The sequence below is a fragment of the Pedobacter gandavensis genome (assembly GCF_032678745.1).
Lineage (GTDB): Bacteria > Bacteroidota > Bacteroidia > Sphingobacteriales > Sphingobacteriaceae > Pedobacter > Pedobacter gandavensis_C.
On the sequence record NZ_JAVTST010000001.1, the window covers coordinates 1,027,849 to 1,051,602 of the forward strand.

The window sequence follows — 23,754 nt, forward strand, 5'->3', positions numbered from 1 at the left end:
ATTAATAAAAGAGCTTCTTTGTGATACTTTTAAATTTCCAAGAAGCTCTTTTATCAAAGATGGCAATATCAATCTATTTTATTAGCGGTTTAGGTGCTGACAGACGAGCTTTCAGAAAACTTGTTTTTCCTGAAAGCTTCAATATTGTTCATTTAGATTGGATCAGTCCGGAAAACAATGAATCTTTAAAAAGTTATGCCTCCAGACTGGCTTCACATATTGATTCCTCTAGCCCTTTTTACCTTGTAGGACTGTCATTTGGAGGAATGCTGGCTACTGAAATAGCTAAGCAACTAAATCCGATACACACGTTTTTAATTTCGAGTACCCCAACCTTTAAAGAACTACCCTGGTATTACAGAATGGCTGGGAATCTTAGTTTACAAAAATTATTACCAACCGGGTTATTGAAAACAAATAACAATTTGGGCTTGAGATTTTTAGGAGCTAAATCTGATGAAGAGCGTAAGCTATTAAGACAACTTGTGCTTGATAGTGACCCCTATTTTATAAAATGGGCGCTAACCTGTATTCTTACCTGGAGAAATACAGAACGGCCTTTAAATATGACACATATTCACGGAACTACAGATAATATATTACCCATTCGGTTTACTGTAAGACCTGACCATATCGTTAAAGGAGGCGGTCATTTTATGGTTTATGGGAACGCTAAAGAAATAATGGAGATTATTAATTTCCAAATAACCAATTAGAACCTAGATCCGTAATGATATCAAATTCGCATATCAAAAGTTAGTCAACTTTTATACTATCTAGAGTGATCCAACCGAACCTATATTTGAACTTCAATTTCTTGTCCATATATACCAATGTATCTAATTGTATACTTTCATACATGCCCGTATCTTCTGGGAATGTTGATTTTTCAATATGAAAATATATTTTTGCGCGCGGTAAGAGGTAAACTTGACGATTAATTCCAGCTTTCAATATAAGCTTTTGACTCTTTTCTAAATATAATCGATCCTTGATTATACTGTTCGCCGTACTAAACTTTATTCCATTTTCGTAGTCATTGGAGTCTAAATTTTTAAGATTCAAATTAACATTCTTTTTAGAAAATGGTAAAAAAACAGCATAAACCACAGATCCGGTCTCAGGTTTTTCGTAATATAGTAAACCATCGACTTCATTAAAAGTACTAGATGTTACCCCAGTTTTATTGGTGCAAGAATCTAAAAGAACCAGAAGTCCCAACAAAATAAAAAAAACTCTCATAAGCATAATATTCGTAAAATCTTAGCCAAATACTAAAAAAAAGAATGGCAGTCCCCAATAAAAGCATCTCTATTTCATCATAACTCATTACATATATTTTTTAGCCTCATTATTATACTCCTCACCTATCAAGCCAATTCCCATTAACGCCTTCTTCTTTCCTTATGGCTGAAATATTCCATTTTGTGACTAGGCTAATCTGATAGTCTGTAAATATAGAATGCTTTTGGATGGTTAGAGCCCCAGATCATCATATAGTTATTTCAAATCTTATTGGTATTTGCACCTCTGTATTAACTCGTTTACCATTTAACTTCCCTGGTAACCATCTCGGCATTTTCTTTAACACCCGCATTGCCTCAAGATCACAAAAAGTACATAAAGTCCTTTTTACCCTGCTATTCATTATACGCCCCTTCTTTGTAATGACTACTGATACGATTACATTTCCGCTATTGCCATACTCATTTGGCCATTTGAGTTTCTTTTGAATAAAAGCTTTCATTGCTGAATTACCTCCAGGAAAGGACGGCTTTAAATCTACCTCAGTTTCAGTATATATGCGTTCTTCATCAATATTTTGATTGCCAGCCCAGGAAATACCCTGGATAAAGAAAACTAATATCAGGCATAAAAAAAAGCGTTTCATCTTATTTAAAAATTCAATTTATAATACATCCTTAACAACTTATCTCCCCTACATAACTCGTTTCCGAAACCAACTTCCCGTTCTCAGAGGCAAAAAACATCCAGCAATGTACCACATCCCCTTCAAAAGAAGCCGGAACAAACAGATCAGCCTGCAAGGCTTCCCTTTTTACCATACCACAAGACACTACTGCAGCGGCTTTTGAGGGATTATAAAGTAAAATATAAGCCAAATCCTGCGGACTGGTATATCTATTTGCCCATTCGTCCATTACCCAGCTCAGCTGAACCTCCTGCTCGGCTGCTAAAACAACTTTAGGCCGCATCACCCTATCCATTTTAGACCAGGTACTCAGTTGTATCTGCGCAATATCCAATTTGTAATCTGGATGATCCCCCTTCACTGCATGAGCGAAAAGATATTTAAAAGCGATATTTTCAGCATTTACTTTGCCGGAAACATTCTTATGGCCTATAACCAGCAATTCTAAAACCTGATGCACAAACATCATGACGAAAGCAAATTTGTCCCGATGTTGCAACTGTCCAACACCCGGTTCCTTTGTGCTTTTACGGGGTAAATTCCTCACTACATTTACACCCTTCCATTTAGTTGCAACAACGTATCCTATTTTCCCACTGAAAGGCCCAAAGGCTCCTGCTTGATATGTTCCCATGATTGTTCTTTTGTTTACCAGATCAGCTGCCCGGTATAAATACTATTTGATATCCTTTTTCTGTCGTTTGATATAAAAGCAAGATAAGTTTCAGCTACCAATTCATTATTTTCATAGCGTATAGGAAGTAAATCTGTTCCATTGATTCTATTTGCGCCTGCGGTGCAGTAAAATGCTTTTTTCAAGGCTGGAAAATAGGCTAGCATCATCACCTGATCAGACCAATGTGCGCCATCGGGTGTAGTATCAGCGTTCCAGTTGTACCTCAATCCTTTCTCCTCCACTACCACCTCAAAATCATTCACCAATGGCAATTGCCCTTCTGAAAGTCGAAAATTCTCAAAATCGATTTGAATATCCGGATAGGTTCCCTTTACGCCGAATCCCCAATTGTAACCAAATGCCAAAGCATAGGCCCTTTTCTTTGCCTTCTTCGCATTGAGTTCGAAACCCACACTGGTAAATTCGCTTACTTGTTTTAGGAAATCGTTGACCAGGGCTGTCCGCTGTCTTACACTTAACTGCTTCAGAGTTGGTGGATTTGTATTTACTCCGATGGCCCGGGTCACCAACACACCGTTTAAAGGATAAGTTACCATTCCCCCTACCTTTCCAGTAAGGAAACCATTTCTATTAACCGCCATAATACCTGTGTTTTAAATTCTATAAAAAACTACGATTCAGCAATAAAAATTAGTCCTTAAGTATCAGGATTGAAAGAAAACGAGAGCGGCTGTAGCAAAACTAAATTCTTACGACAAAAAATCAATTCATTAAATATATAAACATTCTAAGAATATTTCGCTGAATGATTAGATATTTTTCAAAAGAATTAGCAAGGGTATACTAAGGGTATAACAGGGGGTTGGGATGTTGTTGCGATGTAGTTGCTATGTAGTTGGTATATTCAGGAACATACCAACCTCATCCCAACAACATCCCAATAGTATGGCAACAACATCCCAAGGCCTTACTATTCCTTTACTAAAGGATCGTTATAACCTGGTTAAATGAGGGGAAATCCTTGAGCAGCAAAAAACCTTGAAGCTTTTATGCGGGCTGGTAAGTGTTTTTTATGATCTTTCTCCCTTTTTTACGGGATTTACGCTGTTTGCCCCACCAGATGTAAAAACCGGTAATTGGCAAGGAAGCGCAGATCAGGCTGACGATGAAAAAGAGTATTTTAGTGGGTAAATCGCCAATGGCCCCTACATGAACACCATAGTTTACCCTGCGGATCAATGCGGCAAAGTTTTCATCCAGCAGCTTTTTATTAGAGGCTGGCAATACCTCCAAAGTATGTTGATCCAGATAAACATCGCGCCAGGTTCCACTAAACATGTCCGTGCAAACATAAATCGCTTCAGAAGCTTTTTCAGGAAAGCTCACAATGATATCTTTTGGGTTATGCTCTGCGAGTTGATTTATGCCCTTATGCCAGGCTTTATCTACCTGGACAAGCATTTTAGTCTGGGGCATAGACAAAGTGTCTGAAATCGCCTCTATTCTAGGCTGATCGATTCCTCCGGACATCCAGAACACTCCCTTATTGAACCATTGGAAGCTCATCATCAAACCCGTGAATGCCAGTAGCAGGGCAATGATGATGGAATAAAAGCCCAATACATTGTGCAAATCATAGTTAATGCGTTTAAACCTGGCCTTCCATTTGATTTTAAAAGCCTGATCACGACTTTTCTTATTCCATCTTTTTGGCCACCATAAAATGAGACCACTAATCAGCAAAAAGAAAAATATGAAGGTTCCCCATCCAACGATTTGTTCTCCGATTTCCTTGGGCAACCAGAGGTAAAAATGACCTTCTTCTACGATATGAAAGAAGTCTTCATGGTCTACCATGGCTACAACTTTAGCCGTATAAGGATCTACATAAACTGTAGAGTCCGAATTAACAGTAACATGAACCGTATGGTTTTCGCCATGATACCAAACTGAATGTACTTCTTTGTGAGGAAGTGATCTAAGTACAGCTTCCTGAATTTTAGATGGAGGTAATAACGCTTTTCCATTTGACTCCGCATGGAACCATGGTGAGGAAATACTTCTGATTTCCTGTTCAAAAACAAGGATGCAACCGGTGATGCCCAGGATCACCACCACGATTCCGGAAGCGATTCCGAACCAGAGGTGAACCCAGGCATTTATTTTCTTAAAAGTCATTTAGTAGGAATAGGATCTTCAATTATTTCAATTTCTCTATGCGCAGGATATAGTCGATACCGCCTACAAACTCCACACCTTTTGTCAATAGATCTGCGTTAGGGTCATACTGCCAGATATAATCTCTGTCGGCAGCATTTACCGCGATAAAAGCTTTTCCATCTTCTACGATCACTGCATTCACCATACGCTCTCCTTTATCTGCAGGAAGCTCCAGTTTCTTGATCATCGCGCCAGATTTTACATCAATCAACCTGTAATAATGATCCGCGTCTATAGATTCACCATCTATTCTAGAACGAACAATTGCTTTTCCGTTGCCGATATACCACATGGCTGGTGCTTTTTCATTATTCGCCGATGCGGAAAAATTAAAGAAATAAGCCGGATCAATCTCCGTACTTCCGCTTTTGATTCGGAACATCACAGATGGAGATTTGTAATCGTAACCAGACACGGGGTCACTAATGAAATACAAATCATTGTTTTCATCCACAAAAGAAGATGGTGCATATACATTGGAACTACCCAGACCAGTTGTGCGGCTCTCTTCCAGACTTTTTTCAACTGCCATCGTATGGTAGTCAATTACAGCCACATAAGATTTAGGGTAAACCGGCATATTTGGGAACTGTGACCAGTCTGAAGAGCCAAATCCATATCCTAAAAACAATTTACTGTCTCTATATTGCGCAAATCCGAAGCTATACTGCTGAAATCCATTAGGAATCGCATTGAGGTTAAGTTTCCCGCTTTTATAGGTCATGTTATCCACTTTAAGCACCGTATAACGGGCTTCTCCCTTGCCTTCTCCAAAAATAACCAGGGTATTGTTGTCGGCCCAGGCATAAGAACTCCAGTTCAGGTAAGCGAAAGGAATCTCTTTGTCGATGATCAGCGTTCCATTCTCCACATGGTATTTACCCAAACGTCCGCTGGCAGAATTCAAATGATAATAGAAACCATCTCTTTGGATCACATCCTGGGCATACACCTTACCGGTCATCTCTGCTCCATTGCCCTTCAGACTAATTGTACCACTGGTTAAGGAAGGAATACTTGAAATGTAATAAGCGATATTTGGCCAGCTACCAACGCATAGAATCGCGGAGTATTTAGTGCCTGCTTCGACATTTCCTACGTTTCTTTTTTCACATCCGCTGATGCCGATCAGGAGCATTACGAACATTAATAACTGGGCGGGGTATTTAAATAATGTATTCATATATATGATGGTAATATTTTGATTATCTATTAATTACTGAATGAAGTATCTGAATTTCACTGAGAATGATCTTCCCGGTTTTTGCAGTTTAAAATTGTCATATGCCAGGTGATCCGTTAGGTTTCTGCACTCTGCAGAGATGTTGTATTTTCCTTTTTGCAGGGAGTAACTTAGGGAGGCATTATGGATAAATTGTGTTGGGATATCGGATTTTCCATTCGGATTTCCTTTGCTTTCCCAGGTCAGGTAGAACCAGTTTACATATTGAGTGAACCAGTTGAACTGTAATCTGGTGTCCTTTCCTAACAGGTTGTCCTGTCCGATGGTAAAGTCTGCATTCCCAAATAACCAGGGTTGATTAGGCATTTTATCCCCATTGGTTCCTTCAATATAGTAGGATTCCGTCTGACCGGTCTTTGTGGTATTTATCGCATTTTGATAAGTCATATTGACACTGAATGACAACAAATCAGCATAACTGTATCTGGCTTCTGATTCAAATCCTGTGATACGTACACTACTTTGGTTTTCATTTTTCAACAATTTGGAACGAACATCAGGTACAGGGAAAATAAAATCCTTTGCATTGCGATAAAACCCTGAGGCTTCGAAGAAGAAAGCACTTTTGTTAATCTGGAAGCCGTAATAGGCACCAAGATTTATATTGTGACTACTTTCTGGCTTTAAGTCGGGGTTTCCCTGAAGGTTTAAGCCATCACCAAACATCTCTTCGGCTTCCTGCAATCTGTAGCTATGCTCATAAGAAGCTTTAACCCCGATTCCTTCCGTGATTTTATACCTGGAAGCCAGACCATAACCGAAGTTAGAGAAAGTGGTATCCTGCATGGTGTAACGATTGTTGATGTATTTGGCCCTTTCCAGTCCGAGGTGGTAATACTTACCAAAAAAGGTATTGGATAATCTATTGTCGAGCAGATTTTGTTGGTAAGCAAAACCAATGATTTGCTTGTTAATAGTTCCCGGCAGACTGTCTTTCCCGACTAACAACTGGTTAAAGTTCTCATTTTTCAAATGATCAAGTGTGTAGTTCAAGTTTAACGAATGCTGAGGGTTGATCACATAACTCAGGTTAGCCATCGCATAGGTACGTGGTCTGATAATCTTGTTAATGGTTTTGATGCTACTACCCATTTCCGTTTGGCCTTTTTCCTGGTAGCTACCATCCCAATTGTAACTGCGGAAAGTGGTATCTACAGTTCTGTAGCTATCTTGCGAACGTGCTGCAAATGCGCTTAGGTTTAAGCCTTCTGTGAAGAGGTTGTTCTTTTTATAGCGTATGGTGGCACTTTTGGCGTAATTGCTACGTCTTACCTGACCATAAACCGTATTTTGATCGAAGCCGGTTTGTAAGTCCTGGCGACCTTCATTATAGCCTCCACCAATGAAAAGTACATCTGCCCAGCTTTTATTGGTTACACCCGCTTCTACCTGTCCGAGGACAGAAAGATAGTTATCATGAAAACGTCTTGCATCTCCTTTGATGTATTCTGCGCCATTCCCATCAGAAATAAAGTTCCCCTCTCTTACACCACCCACTACTAGATCCACGTCTTTCATTTTGTAATTGTTTTCCGAAGAATTGAAAAATCCGCTTCCTTTAATGATCAATCCAGTTTCAGGATGAACATACTGTCCGGTTAATGATGATCTGTTGGTTTGAAAAGAACCGTAGCTATGGCTCAAATCCAGATAATTGCTTGCTTTCTGGTTGGTAATCACATTGACTGCACCACCCATTGCATCAGCACCAAGTTGTACCGGCACTACACCTTTGTAAACCTCCAGTCGCTCAGCCATGTTGACTGGGATATTGTTTAAAGACATCGTGCTTCCCATCACATCCATCGGGATCCCATCCACAAAAAACTTGACTTGTTTTCCGGATAAGCCGTTGATAGAGAATTTGAAATCGGAACCTAATCCGCCTTGCTCGCGAATCCTTACGCCGGTACTTCTGTTCAGGATCTGGTTCAGATCCGCAGTTGTATTGGCAAATTTCTTCGTTTCAATGGCGTTTACGGCAAAGCCCGACTCTTTTACCTGCTGGGTTTTCGTTTTTCCGTTGATGTTGACATTGTGTAATTGCTGCTGGTCCTTTTTTAAGGAGAAGTTAAGGCTAAGTTGCTGATTGGCTTTTAGCAGGACTTGTTTCGAGTCTTTTTCGTAACCAAGAAAGGAAATGCTGATGGTGTAGGTGCCTGCTGCGAGATTTTTCAGTTCATAATGTCCCTGACCATCTGAAACAACGCCTTGCTTTGTCCCTTTCAGGAAGATCGAGGCTCCTGTAATCAGTTCGTTGCCGTCTTTTACATATCCTGAGATACTCGATGTGTTTTGTGAATAAGCACTAATTGAAAATGTGCTGAAGAGAATGAGTAGTAGAATTTTTCCGTGGGTCATTATTTTAATATTGTGCATTTATACCTGTTAGTAGCATAAGCACAATATTCCCGAAGCTGAGATTGAAAAAAAGATAAAGAATTATCTCAGCTGATCAATTCTAAGGATGAAATCTGTATTTCCGCCAAGCTCAGCACCTTTGGTCAGGGTTCCGGATTTAAGGTCATACTTCCAGATAAAATTACCTTCTAATGAGGAATTTACAGAGAGGTATACGATGTGATCCTTTAACAATACACATTCCCTTCTTGTTCCTTTATCCAGAGGAACTGCGAGTTTCTCCAGCACTTTATTATTTTTCAGATCTACGATATAAAATTCAAAATGAGGGGTACTGTAATGATCACCAAGACCTTTGAACAAGTCTTTTCGCTCTGCCCTTACCATCGCTCTATCTCCTCCCAGCGACCACATTCCGTAGGCATGGTTTCCGATTGCGGAAGACAAATTGAAAAAGTAATGAGGGTCTGCGATGCTGGTATTTTTCCGGATGCTCATTATCGCTGTTGGGAGTTCCGGACGGTTGCCTAAAGCTATTCCAGGGCAAGCCATAAAATAGAAATCGCCCTTCGCATCTTTAAAAGCGGAAGATTGAACCGTATTTACACCTCCTGGATAAGTAGAACGTGTGTCTTTGCTAGTTTTTACCGCCTTCATTTCCGGGTAATTCAGCTCAGTTATATAGGTAGTATCACTGGTGGTATAGTCTGAAACGCCCATTTGCTGATGGTAGGTATAACCGACCAATAGCTTTGCCGCTTGTCGCGATACAAAACCTACCGACGTATTATCGAACCTTCCGGCAGGTACTGGAATTTCCATATTGCCTTCATTGATGGGCTTCATCGTAGCCACATCAAGGAGAAAGTATTTCACCTGCTTAAAATCCGGGCGAGCTAATCCGGTGAGCAATAGCGTATCTCCTCCCAGCCATTGGTAGTTTTCAATTGAAAACTTTGCTAAAGGTATCGACTGAATTTCCTGCAATTGATTTTCCTTAACCGCGTATTTGACCAAGGCTGCCTTTTTCCTGTTGAGATGGTAATAAAAGCCCTTTCTAACGATCACACTGCGGTCCATTTCTTTGGTATTCAATGGTACACCATCGCGCTCAGGCAATAACAAGCCTGAATCCAGCTGATTGGTTTCTATCAGGTATTCCTTTCCGTCTTTCCCTAAAATGTAAATGCTGTACTTGTTGAGTTCTCCATTTTTAGGGCTTAAAGCACTTTCTGTGCATCCCATCAGGCCGGAGAACAGTATCAATAGAAAAAAGAGAAGGCGTTTAGATATTGAATTCATTGATAATTTGCTTTTGAAGTATCGGAGGAAGATCCATCAGGTTCTTTTCGCTAACGATGATCTTATCCTTTCCTTCTTTGCCTTTGAGTATGATATAAGTTTGATCTTTTTTGAAAGTGATCTTCTCAGGACTACCTTCAAAGCTAAGGGTTACATCTTTTTTAGGGGAAATGAGTATGCTTCCTGCAAGATTAACCACCCCAGTGAGGTTGTCTATTTTAGCAGAAGTACTCCTACCTACAGAAAGGGCATAATCGTCTACCTCGAGGTGATGAACATTTATAGTAGAGGTATTGTTGACCGATACCAAGGCCTCATTTCTTTGCTGGTTATTTCTTTGGAGTTGTACCACACCTAATCCGGCCAATCCGATCACCAGGCTAGCCGCAACTGCGCCCATCCAAAAGTTTGGGCTTGATTTACCTGCTGCAGGTAAGGCCATTTGCTTTTCAGGAGTAGCAAGAGAAGACATTACAATAGGGTTTTCTTTTGGAAGGATCTCCTCAATTCCAGCCCAGATGTCTGCTTTATGTGCGGCTTTAGATTCGCCCAATGGCAATTGCAATCCCTCATCCGTATGACTGGAAAATAGCCATGCCTCCACCGCATCACGTTCTTCTGTGTTGCATTCATTTCTATGGTACTTTTCGATGAGGTCTTTGCTGATGTTCATTTCGGTTTTTAAAGCCTGCTTTACTCGGGTTACAAACTTATATAAAATATAAGTAGCATAATAACGCGTTTTCCGTAATGGTAAAGTTATTTTTATTCAGAATAATTGGAGAGGCTGAGTCTGAGCGCTGCTAAACTTTTGGTAATGTGGTATTCTACGGCTCTTTCAGTGATGAATAAGGCAACCGCAATTTCTTTGTTACTCATCCCCTGTTCCCGGCTCATCCGGTATACCTTTTTACACTGACAAGGAAGCGTATCTACTAACAGATTGACACTTTCTTTGAGGTTATTGTAGTTTACATGTTCTTCTGTACAATTTGAGGAATGGCTACAGCCCTGGTATTTAATGCCGATGTGTTTCTCGCGACTAACTTTGTTCCTGATGTATTCGAATGTTTTGAACTTTGCCGCGCGGATCAGGTAATTGCTTACATTTTCCAGTTCCAGCTCAGCCCTTCGCTCCCAAAGTGATTTAAAGATGTCCTGAACCATTTCTTTTGCCGGCTCCATATCCCTGATATTGTTGTAACAGACCGCGTAAACCTTGTCCCAATACATATTGTATATGGTTTCAAAAGTTTGTCTATTGATACGGGTTGGCGTATCGTTTACTGGTATGTTGGTGTTTGCTGGCAAAATTAGATTTAAGTGCTTGCCGCAAATATATACTATTTAGACTAATTATAAACAAAATATTTTATTCTGCTAGGATTGGCTATTGTTTTTAAGGTTTTGGGCTTTATCCTTGCGATTTACAACGTTTAGCTCTAGGAAACTGCGCTAAAAATAAAGCGGCCAATCCTGTTTCCTGGATCGGCCGCTGCGATATGATTGAATTTAACTATTTCTATCTAGTTGTAATAGCTGCTATTTAGATTTGCATTTGCTTTTTCTGCAGCTTCAATTGGACGGTAGTCGGAAAGGATAATCGGCGCGCCTTTCTTTACACATACATTGTGTTCGAAATGAACTGCCGGTAAACCGTCTTCCGTGGAGATTGTCCAGCCATCTTCTTCAGTAAAGATATGGCGGCTACCCAAAGTAATCATAGGCTCAATTGCCAACACCATGTTTTCAGTTAGTTTCTTACCACTTCCTTTTCTACCGTAATTTGGAATCTGAGGATCTTCATGCATCTCTTTACCTACACCATGACCAACCATTTCACGAACTACGCCGTAACCATGTTGTCCATTGGTATATTGCTCAATTGCATAACCAATATCGCCGGTACGGTTGCCCACTACTGCTTGCTCTATTCCAACGTAAAGTGATTCTTTGGTGATTCGAACCAGGTCCAATACTTTCTGATCCACCTCTCCCATGATAAAGGTATAGGCGTGATCGCCATGAAAACCATTCTTTGCAACTACAGTATCAATTGAAACTACATCGCCTTCTTTGATGATATATTCACTTGGAAATCCATGAACAACCTGCTCATTTATTGAAATACACAGGGTATATGGAAAACCATGGTAACCTTTACAAGATGGAATCGCTCCATTGTCCCTGATAAATTGCTCTGCCATTACATCAAGTGATAACGTGGTGATCCCTGGTTTAAGAATCTTTGCCACTTCTGTAATTGTAGCACTTACTAATAAACAACTTTCGCGTTGAATCTCAACTTCCTCATCCGTCTTATACATACTCATTTTTAATATTTAACACTGAACAACCCTATGGCTGATTCAGAAGATTTGTTTTTTTGTTTAGAATTACAAAGATATGGGAAGTATGAGATTTCTATGTAATTATTATACATATCCGTGTAATTTCAGGAAAAATGAGATAAAGCGCTTATCATCAAATGATTTGGTATAAAAGCGGGTTTTAAGGCTCTAAACAATGATTTCCCGGGAAATTAGAAAACCTTGACTCAATGAAAAATAATTGGAAAATTATTTAACTAGTCTACAGCACATTACCAGTAAAATCAATGTTTTTGATAGCGATAAGGCCGTTTTTACATTATTATTTCTATCTTTGCAATACCAAACAACGAAATAATAATTGATTCCGTAGCTCAGCTGGTAGAGCATTACACTTTTAATGTAGTGGTCCTGGGTTCGAATCCCAGCGGGATCACAAAAAGGCCTTTAATCGTATGATTAAAGGCCTTTTCCATTTTAAGGAGCACCAAAAATTGCAGCTATTCTCGTATAAAATTGAGCTATTCGGTGAGTCATTTGGAAAATCCACCCAATTCACCGAATAGCCCATATTCAACTACTGAGCAGGTAATTACAAACTGAACATCTTGTAATCATTACTTTCCTAAGCCCAAAAACACTCCGGTTGAATTGAAACGTAACTCGATATTGTTTAACAATTCCACATCAAATCCGTATGGTTTTTTGTCAATGCTTTCAATAGCGGAAGTTGCGTAATTCACTTTAACATAATCTACGATAGTTGGAAGGATAAATCCCGTTTGAATAGCTTGGTTGTTACCGTCCACTTCTGTCCATTTTCCCCATTGGTCAAAATCAACGCTCATTCCTCCAACAAAATTAACTTCGTAATATTCGTCTGTACTTTTAGTGTCTTTTTCTATTCTTAGTATTTCATTTCCAGAAAAATAAGTATCAATAAATATTCTGGATTCTGAAGGCAACTCGCTTTTTTGAATTATACTTTCTGAATGCTTGTCTTCTTTTGAACAAGATATTGTGGTAACAGCCATCGCAACTACTGTTGCTGCAAAAATTAATTTTTTCATATTTTCTTTAACATATTATTTAGTCTTCTTCCTGTTTCTTGTCTGAATTTCCCTTTTTCAACCTGGAAGATTTGTGCATAGGGAAATTTTCCATTAATGATACACTACTCCGAATAAACAAAAAACTATAGTTCTGGTTTTGTTTTTGCTCTATTTTTTTCGATCACTGTATTTTAATCTCAACAAAGCTCTTAAAATCTGTACGTTTTCCTTCCTTACTGATGGCAATAGGATAAAAGTAAGTCCCACCATTGCCATTCAGCTTTAGTGATGTTGATGACAAAAACTGAAGATGTATAATGCCAGACCTGTCTGTTAAATATACTATTGAAGAGTATCTCAGTAAAAAAGATTTGGAAATGGTCTGGGTGATGAAAGCTATCTCAAAGTATTTTTAAAAATCTGTCCATTTTTCATAATTAACAAAAAGTTTTTCTCTGGATTAGTGATTAAGGATAGATTTTTTAGTGGATTGCCATCAACCAATAATAGGTCGGCATAGGCATGTTCTTCTATTACGCCAATTTTCCCCGGGTATGGGCTTCGAAGTCCGGAAAGTTGTAACAACTCACCGTTATCCTGTGTAATCATTTTTAGAATTTCTGCATTGCTAAACCATTTTTGAAGTCGAAGGATATAACTGTTTTGATCCTTGTTAAGTTCTGGTTCAAAAAGAAAATCTGTTCCCCAGGCCAATTTTACGCCTAGTTTTTTAGCTAATGGCCAAACTTTGTCTTGTCCATCTAATACAGGTTTACGTTTTTCTTTGCGTTGCTCATCCATATTATCATTATTGTCCATTAAGTTTTGAAGGCTTAACCAAACATTTTTCCTGGCAAGTAATTTTAGAGTTTCCTCGTCAAGCATTTGACCATGTTCTATAGACTTTACACCTGCTTCAACGGCACGTTGTACTGCTCTTGGTGTGTAGGCATGCACCATTACATAAGTTCCCCAGTCTTCCGCTGCTTCTACCGCGGCTTTCATTTCGTCTAATGTATATTGAGTAACATCAATCGGATCATAGGCTGAAGAAGTTCCTCCACCCGCCATTAGCTTAATCTGACTAGCTCCGAAGCGCAAATTTTCTCTAACAGCGGTAAGTACATCGTCCCGGCCATCGGCAATAAAGGTGGCTCCCATTTGTTCTGCACGGGAAGGCTTCCCGAAGAACCGGCGTGAACGTTCGTCTGGTGTTCTAAAATCGCCATGTCCTGCTGTTTGACTAATGGTTGCTCCGGAAGGCCAAATTCTTGGACCCACAACTTTACCTTTATCGATGGCCGATTTCAATGGAAAGATTGGACCTCCGGCATCACGGACGCTTGTAAATCCCCTCATCAGCATTTGTTGCGAAGATGCGCCAACACTATTTATTAAAACCTCTTCGGTCATATCTGGTGACATCATTTGAGCCTTAGTTAGCGCACCAAATACCATATGTACATGAGCATCAATAAAACCAGGTATTAAGGTTTTACCATTGCCATTAATTTTCACTACATCTATGTCCTTCACTACTATAGGAGATGAACTTATCTTTTGAATGATTTGACCGGAAACTAAGACATTCATCGGTTCAGTAAGTGACTCTGTTTTAAGGTCTAACAGTCTGACATTTTCAATAAGGGTTTGTTTTGTCTGTGCAATAGTTATGGATGTGCTGATGAAAAAAAGCACTGCAATAGATTTGAGTTTCATAAATTACAGGATTAGGTCATATCGAAAGATACTACAAAAAAAGAATACATCTGCCTAAGCAGTAAAATATACAGAGTCGTTTTCCCTTGTTAAACACAAGCCAAAACCATCCTTATAGATGTTTTCTGTGAGCTGTTTTTAGGGAAGATTACATTTTGTGTTCGAGTATGGTGAGGTCTTAACGTAAAATTTTTCTATAGCTACTTTTCTTAGTAATCTGTATCTTTATCATCTACAATTAGATGAATGGAGACTCAAGAAGGCGCTACTGTTTTAAAAGAAAACACTGATGTCTGGATATTAAAATACTGTCCTCTACTTGATAAAGTACCTGTTTATTTATTATGGTACACAGATACTGATAAGGAAAGTACAGATAAATTATTCACATTCACAACAGGTCAGATATTTGCCACTCATTCCTTAAATGATTTGAAAAATATTATTGTTCAAAATTATGCTTTGATTAATGAGTTTGAGAACCTTAATATTTGGCTAAATGATTTCGACAATCAAGTTTCCAGTGAGGTTACAATTTATGATATTAATAAAATTTATAGTGCTGTTAAAGTTCAAAACTTTGAGATTGAAATTCTTGAAGGATTAACGAATTTCATTAATTTGTTTGGAGACTATGTTCATCAGAATGATAACAACGAACATTTAAAACCGTTAGCAGATAACAAGTACATAAGAAAAGCTTGGGATTACTATTATGATTCAGTTTTTTGGCCAAGATTTAATGATAAACATCGATTTGAAGCTTGGGAAAGGCCTCCTTTTAAAATCAATGTTGTGAAACTGACACAGGGACTTGAAGAATTAATAAGATGCTTTGAGGGTAAAATTACCATTATAAATTAATCTATACACCGAGGCGTTGACCTATTTAGCCATTTCGGCATATTGCAATCGAAATTTATATCTTTGACTTGGATATCAAATTGTAATTATCTTCAAAATCAGTCTTATTAAAACCAATGGACAACATATTTGATACAAACCACTTATATCCTGAGTATGAGTCAACATTAAAACAACACTTTGGCGACTATTTTGACAGTGTATTCATTGCTTTTTCTCCTTTCTTTCAGCTGAACAACAATGAGCAAGGAGAGCTTGAAGTCAGCCCTACAAGAATCATAAGCCTTACAGAACTTCAGGAGAAGAATGACACTTTCAAAAATTTAGAACCTTTTGATGGGCGGGTGATTTATACTCAAAATCCTAATTATCCAACTAATGAGGAGATAATTAAGGATGGGGTAATCGTACCCTGGCAATATATATTAGAACATGGGGGCTTTAGCGAGTTATCTGAGATTAACCTTGCATTAAGAACATCAATTGGCGCTCTAAGAAAGGATTTAAAAAAAGAAGATCTTAACAAGATACTTGACGACTTCAGTAATAAAAATTGCATTTTTCTTCCCACTGAAGGACGTATTGAAATTTTAAGTTTAATTAAGATCTATAATTGCTTAACTGCGCTAGGAAAATTAGAGCTTGTCGTGACTGATGAATTTTTTGAGGACAGAAAAACACTGAATATATCTGAGTTTACCTTTTCAGAATTTGTATTGCAGGTAAGAGGATATGTGTACTTCTTCCCTATTGATCGGTCATTACTTTTTACCATAGAGTGGGATAGTTTCTTCTTTTTAATTTGTGGAGATCACGAATTACTCCATTATATTATACCTGAATTTGAGTTTGAAGGCTTTTATTGTAATAACGACACCATGCATAATTGGGATTTTTAAAGACCCATAATGTTGAATTAGATTTTTAACACTTCATAGAATAGGTAACCCTTCCAAAAAAACGGCCAGTGTAAAAGACAAAATTCATAGCCTTTACCATTCAGCATATTTGAAACGACCATTTTCATAAGAAAAAGATAATACAACGAGGTAAGCAAGCAAAAAATACCAAAGGATCATTACAATAGCAGCACTATTTTTGCCAATTTTAGAAGTTAACCAGTTATACATAAGTTAATTTTTTAGGAAGAATAATATTTTATACGTTTCTAAAGCCTCTGTCAGCGTATCCTCTTTTATAATGACAAAGCTTAGCATTACAAAATTGAGTGTGATAAAAATGCCAAGTCCTTTTTGGAAAATTGGAAATTCACTTAATTTCTGTTGCATCAGGCTCCCATCATATCGGTACCAAATATTAATTGCTACTGCATGTATACCCCCCCACAGCACATAGCGAATAGAAATTTCATGCCAAATCCCCAAAACCAGCATAGAAAGGATTATGGCTATCCTAGCATTACGAGTAATACTCAAAAATGGGTAGAAAACATAATCTCTGCACCATTCTGATAATGAAATATGCCATCTTTTCCAAAAATCGGAGATATTTTCGGCCAAAAAAGGATACCTGAAATTCTCAATAATATTAAAACCGAACAACAAGGACAAGCCAATAGCGATATCTGAATATCCAGCAAATTGGAAATAAGCATTTGCAGCAAATTTGAACATTTGTAGGTAAGTACTAAGCCATGTATAACTTTCGGTAATGCTAAGCGCAAAATTATTTAGCTTTGTACTCATCAGGAAATTCCCAATAAAACATACTTTTACCAGTCCATATAGAATTCTTTCTAATCCACTGGAAAATAAAGAACTATCCCATCTTCTTCTTTGTAAATCTTTCATAAAGGGCTGAAAACGATTTATTGGTCCCACAAAAATAGTAGGCAAGAAAAACAGATAGCTCAAATAATCAATAAATGTATGCCTGGGAAGCTTTCCCTTGTAGGCTTCAACAGCATAGTGTATTTGGCGAAAGGAATAATAAGACAGTCCTAAAGGCAAAATGCGATTTTCTGAAAAATTGAAATATATGCCATATTTTAGTTTAAAAAACAAAAATATAGCTGCCATCAAAATCACTATTGATAATACAGACCAGGTAGAGGCTGAAAAATGCTTTAATATATAATAACTGAAAGTTGTTGTGACGGATAGTAAGATTAGGGAGATTGGAGAAACAAAGCCTAAAAAGACAGCCGTAGCTAGTGCAATAGACAATAACTGCCATTTTTCCGGCAAGCGCCAGGCTAAAATAAGAAGAGGAATGCTTATTGAAATAATTGTGAGTACCAATTCCATTAAAGAACTTTTTCTTGTTTAATTTTTTCCAGAAGCCATTCCGTATAAATGTGTCTTCCGCTTTTATTTAGGTGGCCTCCATCGATAAAATGTCTATAATACATGGGCTGTCCTGTGTATTTCCAATATTCAATACCAAACTGCTGCTGGTACATGTCTAAAACCTGTTGAAGTTGCCCCATAAAAGGAGTATTAAAAAATTTCTCCTCAACTTTCACAGGCTTTGGTAAATCTACTATTACTGTTTTTATCCCTGCACGCTGAAGCTTTTTTAAATCATTAAAAGCAAATTTAATATCATTATGTTTTTTTACTGATCTATTAATTGGCTTATAATTAGTAGTGTCCATTTTTATATCCTCTCTATCTGGCACACATTGCTGGCCATTCCGGGGAACATTTTTGTTAGCGTCAGGATTCTGGCGGAGATAATTAATTGCCATCTTATTATACAATGACGTAATAATAAGGCTTTGATTTAAACCTGTTAAATTCGGATCAACTATATCAAAATTAACAGCTACAAGTTCAGTTTGAAAGCAAATTAAGTCAGGACGGATTTCTATTAGTTTGTCCAACAATTTATCATTTTCAATCATTCTAAAATAAGGGTCACCGCTCCCCCAAACTTTGGTTAAATGTACTAAAGGGGCTTTTTGAGAGCTGATAGCAGAATTCATTTCCTCTCGGCATTCGACTCCACATCCGACAAGAGAGGAGCCTATAATAACAACCTTTATCGATTTTTCATCGGATGATTTTAAATCCTTTAATGCGCTTTCCATTGTTTTATCATCACTATAGCTAACCTTTTTAATTTTTGGTTTCACATAGCAATAGACTATAATTTGAAAAGCGAAAAAAGCAAAGAAAAAGTAAAACCATACTTTTAGTGGTGGTCCGTTTGTCTTCATCGAAACGTTACTGCTCTAATTAACACCTAGTTTATTCATCAAAATTCTCCTGGCACCAACAAGGCTGTTCATGGTTAGCATCTCTGGTGTTGAAAAGGAAACATCAAAACGTTTTTCCAAAGAAGTGATAAAAACCAGATGCCCCATTGAATCCCAGCCTTCCAAAGTATGTGAATTATCTAAACTGGATATATCCTCAATACTTGCACCAAAGGCCTCTGAAGCCACTTCTTTGATGATCATTTCATAAGTATCACTATCTACAGAAGAAGCATTTGAGCTTTGTTTTAGGATTAATTCGCGGATTTCATTAATCTGTACCTTTCCAGAAAGTCCCTTAGGCAAGTCGCTAAATAAATAAAACTCTTTTGGTATTTGATTCTGCTCTAAGAGAGGACGCAGGAAATGAATAAGATTTAGCTTTTCTAATGTTTGATTCGGCCTGACAACATAGGCACAAACTAATTTTTCACCAAAGGTCTCCTCAGCTATACCGAGGCATACACTTTCCAGAATAGTCGGATGCGTATTTACCATTTCAGTGATTTGTTCCGGATAAATATTTATGCCTCCTGAATTAATCGTGTTTTTACTTCTACCTGTAATGTGATAAAAACCATCATCATCTCTGAAAGCAAGATCACCGGTATTCAACCAATTATTTTTCAGCACTTTTTCTGTTGCTTCAAGATCCTGGAAATATCCAAAAAACAGATGTTCACCTTTCAAATATAACTCCCCGGTTTCATTAACACCAGCATCAGTTCCATCCGTTTTTATAATTTTTGCTTCACAATCTACCGGAATACCTTCTGTTCCTATTTTCCGAGTTTGCGCATTAAGTCCACAAAACAAAGACCCTGCAACAGTTTCTGTTAACCCATAAACATTTAGCAATTTGGTCTGAAATTTTTCCTCAAAATCCAGCCAAAGCTTACTTTCCAATTTAGAAGCACATGATATGATAAATTTAAAATCAGCCGTTTGAAAACTATCCTCAAAGCCCTCGGAAAACTTATCCATAAAGGATAGAATTGTTGGTACAGCTATAAAATGAGTAATTCTATACTTATAAATAGCATGGAAAAGTTCGTCAATTTTGGACAATTCAAAACTAAAAGGACGCAGCCAGGTAGATTGGTTGTAAATTGCCAGCAGAGGGCCTTGAATGCAACCATCAGCATGATAAAGCATTAATATATTTAACAACCGTACATTTTCATCTAAGCCATAAACATTTGTCAATGTATTTAGATGCGCAAAAACATTGCGTTGTGTAATGATTACACCTTTAGGTTTAGACGTTGTTCCCGAGGTAAATAGAATATAGGCAAAATCTTCCGCCTCTATTTTTTTCAAGGGAAGGACACTTGTGCTCAGCTGCTCAAGAATGGCAGGAAAGTCGGTAGCCTCGATCGCCGTAGCTGCTTTTTTATTTCCTAATAATTTTTTGAAAAGAAAGCCTTTCTTTTGCTCCTTTTTCTTAATCTTTAATTGGAAAATGGCTAAGCTTTCATTTATATCTCTTTCTAAAAACAGTCCTTCATCCATGACTAGCCCTTGAGGTGCTGCTTTTTTAATAATTGCGATCGCTCGTTTTGCCGGAACATCAGGGTCAAGGAAAACTGTAACTATTCCATAGCGGAGAAACGCCAGAAAAAAGAGTGAGGTATGATACTCATCCTTAGTAGAAAGAACAATACGATCGCCTTTTTGCAATCCTTTTTGCTCAAAAAAAGTAAAGAGTTTCCTGATATCTTCTACTAATTCCCGATAGGTAATCTTTCTTCCATTGATTTCAGCGAACAACCGTTTAGAAGTCGCATCATTTGAAAGTACTTCAAAGAGATCGTTAATATTATTGTAATTCATTGATGAGTTGATTTTTTAATAATTTACCATTATCCGAATAAGGAAGTTTTGGTAAAAAATGTATTTGATGAGGAAGCTTTTGTGCTCCCAGTTTTTCAAGTATCAGGCTTCGGATTTGCTGCTTCAATAGCGATGGGCTTAAAACAAGCGCATCATTAAGAACAATAAATGCGGCTGTTTTTTCAATATCTTCCTGCATGTAAGCACATATTGCGACATCTGAAACCAGTCCTGTTGCTGTTATAAATTGTTGTATTTCCGTTAAATAGATGATTTCTTCTGAGGATGTTTTTACGATATCCTGTTTTCTGCCTATAAGTTGAACCTTCTTGTTTATGGTGTATCTGGCTAGGTCCTGCGTATAAAACCAATGATCTTTAATCGCTTTAGAGGTCAGCTCAGGTTGCTTGAAATACCCTTCCATCAAGTTCTCACTAAAAATTCTTAATTCACCCACTTCACCCGGAGGGACTACCCTTCCATCCTCATCAACTATCTGCGCAATACAATCTACTGATTTTCCAATAGTTATTCCCTCAACTACTTGATCAAAAGAGCTTTCCGAAATACAAATACCAGTTGTTTCCGTTAGTCCATAATAATTTAATATTGGCAAATTATAGGCAGCCTTAAAATCTGCCCTTAGCGTGTCCGTTAAATTATTTCCCGTACACATCAGGGTTTTAACACTCCCCAACTGCCCTTCAATTTTCCCTGCATGCTTTACTAATTGTCGCAATAATGAGGGATTACTTCCCATCACAGAAGCCTGGCTTTCATTAATTTCTTCTGCAATACTAAATAAATTACCAATTGCGTTTTGCCTGGGAATAACAACACTCGCACCAACATGAAGTGCTGCAACAGCAGCATTCCGCAAACCACTCATCGTATCCAGGCCACCCATGGCGAAAAACCGGTCTTCCTCCCTCCAATTAAAAGTGTCTGCAATTGACTGGCCGCTTCTATGCAAATTACCGTGTGATAACTGCACACCTTTAGGAACTCCGGTTGAACCTGACGTAAATAGGATCACAGCTTCATCATCATCATTAACCGTTACCTCCGTAATATCATCTAAAGCTATATTTACATCTCCTAACCAGTCTGAAAAATAGAGACCATTTGAACTTTGCTCCTCTTCATCAAAAATGATAATAGGAATACTATCGGTTAATGTTGTATTTTCATCATAGCATAATTGATGAGTAAAAAACAGCTTAGCCTGACTGAGTTGTAAAATATAAGAAACAGCCTCTTTAACTAAGTGGGTTCCTATAGGTACAACCACAAGTCCAGTTTGCATACATGCCCAATATAACAGAATAGCCTCCGTATTTATATTGCTGCATATCAAAACCTTATCTCCTTTTTTCAAACCACTGTTAAAAAGAGCAGTTACTATATTTTTTATGATTTCATCACAGTCCTCATAAGTAAATTCACTTTGATCCTGCAAAGAAATCAACGCTATTCTTTTACTGAAATTTTCAACAGAATGTCGCCACAGTGCTTTTAAGTTTTGCTTTGATTTCGGTGTTATATATTCCTGAGACATGAGGTAATATTGCAATCGAATACCATCATATGAAATTGGTAAGACTTGTAATAATCCCAGCTTTTCTAGTACTTCTAATTCGATAACCAGATCGCTTTGCTTCAGCCCAAGTTTGGTGCAGACTTCATCTACAGTGTACCCTAATTTAGCTAAATAGATTACCTTTACAACTAGGTCAGATAATCGGTAATTATCCAGGTTTCTGATGCGTTCTATATAAATTGGATGCCTTTCCAGTAAATGACCAACCGAACCACCCAAATGAGTATGATCCACATAGACAATTTGTTGATTCAGGTCAATATTCAACAATAAATTCACTAAAATCCTCGCCTCCCCAATAGACTGCATATCCTTCATAGAAAAGGAAGTTAAAGGTTCATCTGCCCATGATTTAGGTAGTATGGCCAATAATGCATTATAATCAATCGTATGAGGGGTAGATATTACTGGAATGTTTGAAGAATTAAGCATATCATTTTCAATAAACAGCTGTGGCTCTGAAAAAACATATCCTTTCCAATCTGTCACTTGAGACAAACAGTTAAAAACGCTTTCATAGTCTTTACCATGTATTTGCTTGCATCCCCTATCAAAATAAGGCTCAGGCTCCGAATTTGTCAAATGTACATGAGGGAAAATAATGGCGCCATCATCTTTAACCACCCGGGTAAGCTCTTCTAATAATAAAGATTGATTGAACCGATGAAAAGTGTCAATACCAACCGAAAAAGCAACACTTTTGTCCTTAAGCGGCAAAGGCTCATTTAAATCGCAGAATAAGATATTTACATTTTTAGATTCTTTCATCCAAAAATGAAAACCTTTATAGCCCAGTACATCTTTATTTCCCTCCCAGGTGGTGACGATAAGCTGGGAGGGAAATAACCCAGCCAAAAGACTTGTCAACCAGCCAGTTCTGTCCCATAAATTTAAAATAACATCATCTTTCTTTACTTGTTGCTGCAGCTTTTTTAAGAAAGGATAAAGCGCTTTGGTTGCTTCATTGAATGGATGAAAACATGCATAAATATCATATACCGGACGACGTCTTTTTTGTTGTAAAAATAGTTCATACTGGTTTTCAGTTTCAAGCATTGTGCTTATCTTTTTGCTTCTTTCTTCTAACTCTTCAGGCAAGAAGATATCAGGCTCATTATAAAAAGAAAGATTCCCCAATTGAGGTACAAATCGAATCCTATTTTCTTTCAGACAGGAATTAGCTTCATTGATCATTACTTCTTTATAGATTAGTATAAAAAAATCTATAAATACTGCAAAATTTGCATTCGTTTTTCATAGAAATTCAAAGTTAAAAAAATTAACCGCCTATTGTAACTTTCTAGATAAAAGTCATGCCCCTGAGTAATAAAACAATCCTTTCTTAATAACAATCCTATCAGGGTTATGTAGTATCGAATATATCTTGGATCCATTAATATCTTTGTTGATCAAGTGTTCAATTATCATGTTCTAATACAA

General features: G+C 37.7%; 21 protein-coding genes and 1 tRNA gene. 4 read left to right on the plus strand and 18 right to left on the minus strand.

Annotated features, from left to right (window positions below):
- Window positions 1–20: 20 nt before the first annotated feature.
- Entirely contained in the window at window positions 21–716 is a 696-nt protein-coding gene (locus R2S10_RS04075; RefSeq protein ID WP_316839165.1) for an alpha/beta hydrolase, read from the plus strand.
- Window positions 717–756: 40 nt separating this feature from the next.
- Here the strand turns inward: R2S10_RS04075 and R2S10_RS04080 are convergent, their stop codons facing one another.
- From R2S10_RS04080 to map, 11 genes are all read right to left on the minus strand, one after another.
- Entirely contained in the window at window positions 757–1,248 is a 492-nt protein-coding gene (locus R2S10_RS04080) for a hypothetical protein (RefSeq protein WP_316839166.1), read from the minus strand.
- Between the two features lie 244 nt (window positions 1,249–1,492).
- Entirely contained in the window at window positions 1,493–1,891 is a 399-nt protein-coding gene (locus R2S10_RS04085) for an energy transducer TonB (protein WP_316839167.1), read from the minus strand.
- A 31-nt stretch (window positions 1,892–1,922) separates the two neighbouring features.
- Window positions 1,923–2,567 carry a DUF6266 family protein gene (locus tag R2S10_RS04090; RefSeq protein WP_316839168.1) on the minus strand — a complete coding sequence of 215 codons (645 nt, stop codon included), beginning with the start codon at window positions 2,565–2,567 and terminating at the stop codon, window positions 1,923–1,925.
- A 14-nt stretch (window positions 2,568–2,581) separates the two neighbouring features.
- Window positions 2,582–3,211 carry a DUF6266 family protein gene (locus R2S10_RS04095; protein ID WP_316839169.1) on the minus strand — a complete coding sequence of 210 codons (630 nt, stop codon included), beginning with the start codon at window positions 3,209–3,211 and terminating at the stop codon, window positions 2,582–2,584.
- Window positions 3,212–3,617: 406 nt separating this feature from the next.
- Window positions 3,618–4,748, minus strand: a complete 1,131-nt coding sequence (locus R2S10_RS04100; RefSeq protein ID WP_316839170.1) for a PepSY-associated TM helix domain-containing protein — start codon at window positions 4,746–4,748, stop codon at window positions 3,618–3,620.
- 22 nt (window positions 4,749–4,770) lie between these two features.
- Complete coding sequence (locus R2S10_RS04105; RefSeq protein ID WP_316839171.1) at window positions 4,771–5,973, minus strand: DUF4374 domain-containing protein; 1,203 nt, start codon at window positions 5,971–5,973, stop codon at window positions 4,771–4,773.
- Between the two features lie 33 nt (window positions 5,974–6,006).
- On the minus strand, window positions 6,007–8,394 hold the full coding sequence (locus tag R2S10_RS04110) for a TonB-dependent receptor (protein WP_316839172.1): 2,388 nt from the start codon (window positions 8,392–8,394) through the stop codon (window positions 6,007–6,009).
- Window positions 8,395–8,475: 81 nt separating this feature from the next.
- The gene (locus R2S10_RS04115) at window positions 8,476–9,696 is read right to left on the minus strand and encodes a hypothetical protein (RefSeq protein ID WP_316839173.1); all 1,221 of its coding nucleotides are present in this window, start codon (window positions 9,694–9,696) and stop codon (window positions 8,476–8,478) included.
- Complete coding sequence (locus tag R2S10_RS04120) at window positions 9,680–10,369, minus strand: hypothetical protein (protein ID WP_316839174.1); 690 nt, start codon at window positions 10,367–10,369, stop codon at window positions 9,680–9,682. The genes R2S10_RS04115 and R2S10_RS04120 overlap by 17 nt, the downstream gene beginning before the upstream one ends.
- Before the next feature lie 92 nt (window positions 10,370–10,461).
- Complete coding sequence (locus R2S10_RS04125) at window positions 10,462–11,007, minus strand: RNA polymerase sigma-70 factor (RefSeq protein WP_316839175.1); 546 nt, start codon at window positions 11,005–11,007, stop codon at window positions 10,462–10,464.
- A 215-nt stretch (window positions 11,008–11,222) separates the two neighbouring features.
- Complete coding sequence (gene map, locus R2S10_RS04130; protein ID WP_316839176.1) at window positions 11,223–12,029, minus strand: type I methionyl aminopeptidase; 807 nt, start codon at window positions 12,027–12,029, stop codon at window positions 11,223–11,225.
- Window positions 12,030–12,389: 360 nt separating this feature from the next.
- On the opposite strand from map, the gene R2S10_RS04135 reads away from it, so the two are divergent.
- Window positions 12,390–12,462 (plus strand) — tRNA-Lys (locus R2S10_RS04135).
- A gap of 181 nt (window positions 12,463–12,643) precedes the next feature.
- Here R2S10_RS04135 and R2S10_RS04140 read toward each other — a convergent pair.
- Both R2S10_RS04140 and R2S10_RS04145 read right to left on the minus strand, forming a co-directional pair.
- Entirely contained in the window at window positions 12,644–13,096 is a 453-nt protein-coding gene (locus R2S10_RS04140) for a PepSY-like domain-containing protein (protein WP_316839177.1), read from the minus strand.
- Window positions 13,097–13,474: 378 nt separating this feature from the next.
- Window positions 13,475–14,797, minus strand: coding sequence for an amidohydrolase family protein (locus R2S10_RS04145; RefSeq protein ID WP_316839178.1), 1,323 nt, complete (start codon window positions 14,795–14,797; stop codon window positions 13,475–13,477).
- A 246-nt stretch (window positions 14,798–15,043) separates the two neighbouring features.
- Between R2S10_RS04145 and R2S10_RS04150 the strand changes: the two genes are divergently transcribed.
- Together R2S10_RS04150 and R2S10_RS04155 are read left to right on the plus strand one after the other, a co-directional pair.
- The gene (locus R2S10_RS04150) at window positions 15,044–15,661 is read left to right on the plus strand and encodes a hypothetical protein (protein ID WP_316839179.1); all 618 of its coding nucleotides are present in this window, start codon (window positions 15,044–15,046) and stop codon (window positions 15,659–15,661) included.
- Between the two features lie 116 nt (window positions 15,662–15,777).
- A complete protein-coding gene (locus R2S10_RS04155; protein WP_316839180.1) occupies window positions 15,778–16,560 on the plus strand; it encodes a DUF2711 family protein in 783 nt (260 codons plus the stop codon).
- A 93-nt stretch (window positions 16,561–16,653) separates the two neighbouring features.
- On the opposite strand, the gene R2S10_RS04160 is transcribed toward R2S10_RS04155, so the two are convergent.
- From R2S10_RS04160 to R2S10_RS04180, 5 genes are read right to left on the minus strand one after another with little or no spacing between them, the layout of a single operon-like run.
- Window positions 16,654–16,791 (minus strand): hypothetical protein, encoded by a 138-nt coding sequence (locus R2S10_RS04160; protein ID WP_316839181.1) that lies wholly within the window; start codon window positions 16,789–16,791, stop codon window positions 16,654–16,656.
- A 3-nt stretch (window positions 16,792–16,794) separates the two neighbouring features.
- Window positions 16,795–17,928 carry an MBOAT family O-acyltransferase gene (locus tag R2S10_RS04165; protein ID WP_316839182.1) on the minus strand — a complete coding sequence of 378 codons (1,134 nt, stop codon included), beginning with the start codon at window positions 17,926–17,928 and terminating at the stop codon, window positions 16,795–16,797.
- Entirely contained in the window at window positions 17,928–18,842 is a 915-nt protein-coding gene (locus R2S10_RS04170) for a hypothetical protein (RefSeq protein WP_316839183.1), read from the minus strand. Before R2S10_RS04170 ends, R2S10_RS04165 begins: the two co-directional genes overlap by 1 nt.
- A 15-nt stretch (window positions 18,843–18,857) precedes the next feature.
- Window positions 18,858–20,714, minus strand: coding sequence for an AMP-binding protein (locus tag R2S10_RS04175; protein ID WP_316839184.1), 1,857 nt, complete (start codon window positions 20,712–20,714; stop codon window positions 18,858–18,860).
- Entirely contained in the window at window positions 20,701–23,508 is a 2,808-nt protein-coding gene (locus R2S10_RS04180) for a class I adenylate-forming enzyme family protein (RefSeq protein WP_316839185.1), read from the minus strand. The genes R2S10_RS04175 and R2S10_RS04180 overlap by 14 nt, the downstream gene beginning before the upstream one ends.
- Window positions 23,509–23,754 lie beyond the last annotated feature (246 nt).

Excerpts from the sequence above, each read along its gene's own strand:
- R2S10_RS04080 (WP_316839166.1), bottom strand. The coding sequence starts at position 1,248 with ATGCTTATGAGAGTTTTTTTTATTTTGTTGGGACTTCTGGTTCTTTTA.
- R2S10_RS04085 (WP_316839167.1), bottom strand. The coding sequence starts at position 1,891 with ATGAAACGCTTTTTTTTATGCCTGATATTAGTTTTCTTTATCCAGGGT.
- R2S10_RS04090 (WP_316839168.1), bottom strand. The coding sequence starts at position 2,567 with ATGGGAACATATCAAGCAGGAGCCTTTGGGCCTTTCAGTGGGAAAATA.
- R2S10_RS04095 (WP_316839169.1), bottom strand. The coding sequence starts at position 3,211 with ATGGCGGTTAATAGAAATGGTTTCCTTACTGGAAAGGTAGGGGGAATG.
- R2S10_RS04100 (WP_316839170.1), bottom strand. The coding sequence starts at position 4,748 with ATGACTTTTAAGAAAATAAATGCCTGGGTTCACCTCTGGTTCGGAATC.
- R2S10_RS04105 (WP_316839171.1), bottom strand. The coding sequence starts at position 5,973 with ATGAATACATTATTTAAATACCCCGCCCAGTTATTAATGTTCGTAATG.
- R2S10_RS04110 (WP_316839172.1), bottom strand. The coding sequence starts at position 8,394 with ATGACCCACGGAAAAATTCTACTACTCATTCTCTTCAGCACATTTTCA.
- R2S10_RS04115 (WP_316839173.1), bottom strand. The coding sequence starts at position 9,696 with ATGAATTCAATATCTAAACGCCTTCTCTTTTTTCTATTGATACTGTTC.
- R2S10_RS04120 (WP_316839174.1), bottom strand. The coding sequence starts at position 10,369 with ATGAACATCAGCAAAGACCTCATCGAAAAGTACCATAGAAATGAATGC.
- map (WP_316839176.1), bottom strand. The coding sequence starts at position 12,029 with ATGAGTATGTATAAGACGGATGAGGAAGTTGAGATTCAACGCGAAAGT.
- R2S10_RS04140 (WP_316839177.1), bottom strand. The coding sequence starts at position 13,096 with ATGAAAAAATTAATTTTTGCAGCAACAGTAGTTGCGATGGCTGTTACC.
- R2S10_RS04145 (WP_316839178.1), bottom strand. The coding sequence starts at position 14,797 with ATGAAACTCAAATCTATTGCAGTGCTTTTTTTCATCAGCACATCCATA.
- R2S10_RS04150 (WP_316839179.1), top strand. The coding sequence starts at position 15,044 with ATGGAGACTCAAGAAGGCGCTACTGTTTTAAAAGAAAACACTGATGTC.
- R2S10_RS04155 (WP_316839180.1), top strand. The coding sequence starts at position 15,778 with ATGGACAACATATTTGATACAAACCACTTATATCCTGAGTATGAGTCA.
- R2S10_RS04160 (WP_316839181.1), bottom strand. The coding sequence starts at position 16,791 with ATGTATAACTGGTTAACTTCTAAAATTGGCAAAAATAGTGCTGCTATT.
- R2S10_RS04165 (WP_316839182.1), bottom strand. The coding sequence starts at position 17,928 with ATGGAATTGGTACTCACAATTATTTCAATAAGCATTCCTCTTCTTATT.
- R2S10_RS04170 (WP_316839183.1), bottom strand. The coding sequence starts at position 18,842 with ATGAAGACAAACGGACCACCACTAAAAGTATGGTTTTACTTTTTCTTT.
- R2S10_RS04175 (WP_316839184.1), bottom strand. The coding sequence starts at position 20,714 with ATGAATTACAATAATATTAACGATCTCTTTGAAGTACTTTCAAATGAT.
- R2S10_RS04180 (WP_316839185.1), bottom strand. The coding sequence starts at position 23,508 with ATGATCAATGAAGCTAATTCCTGTCTGAAAGAAAATAGGATTCGATTT.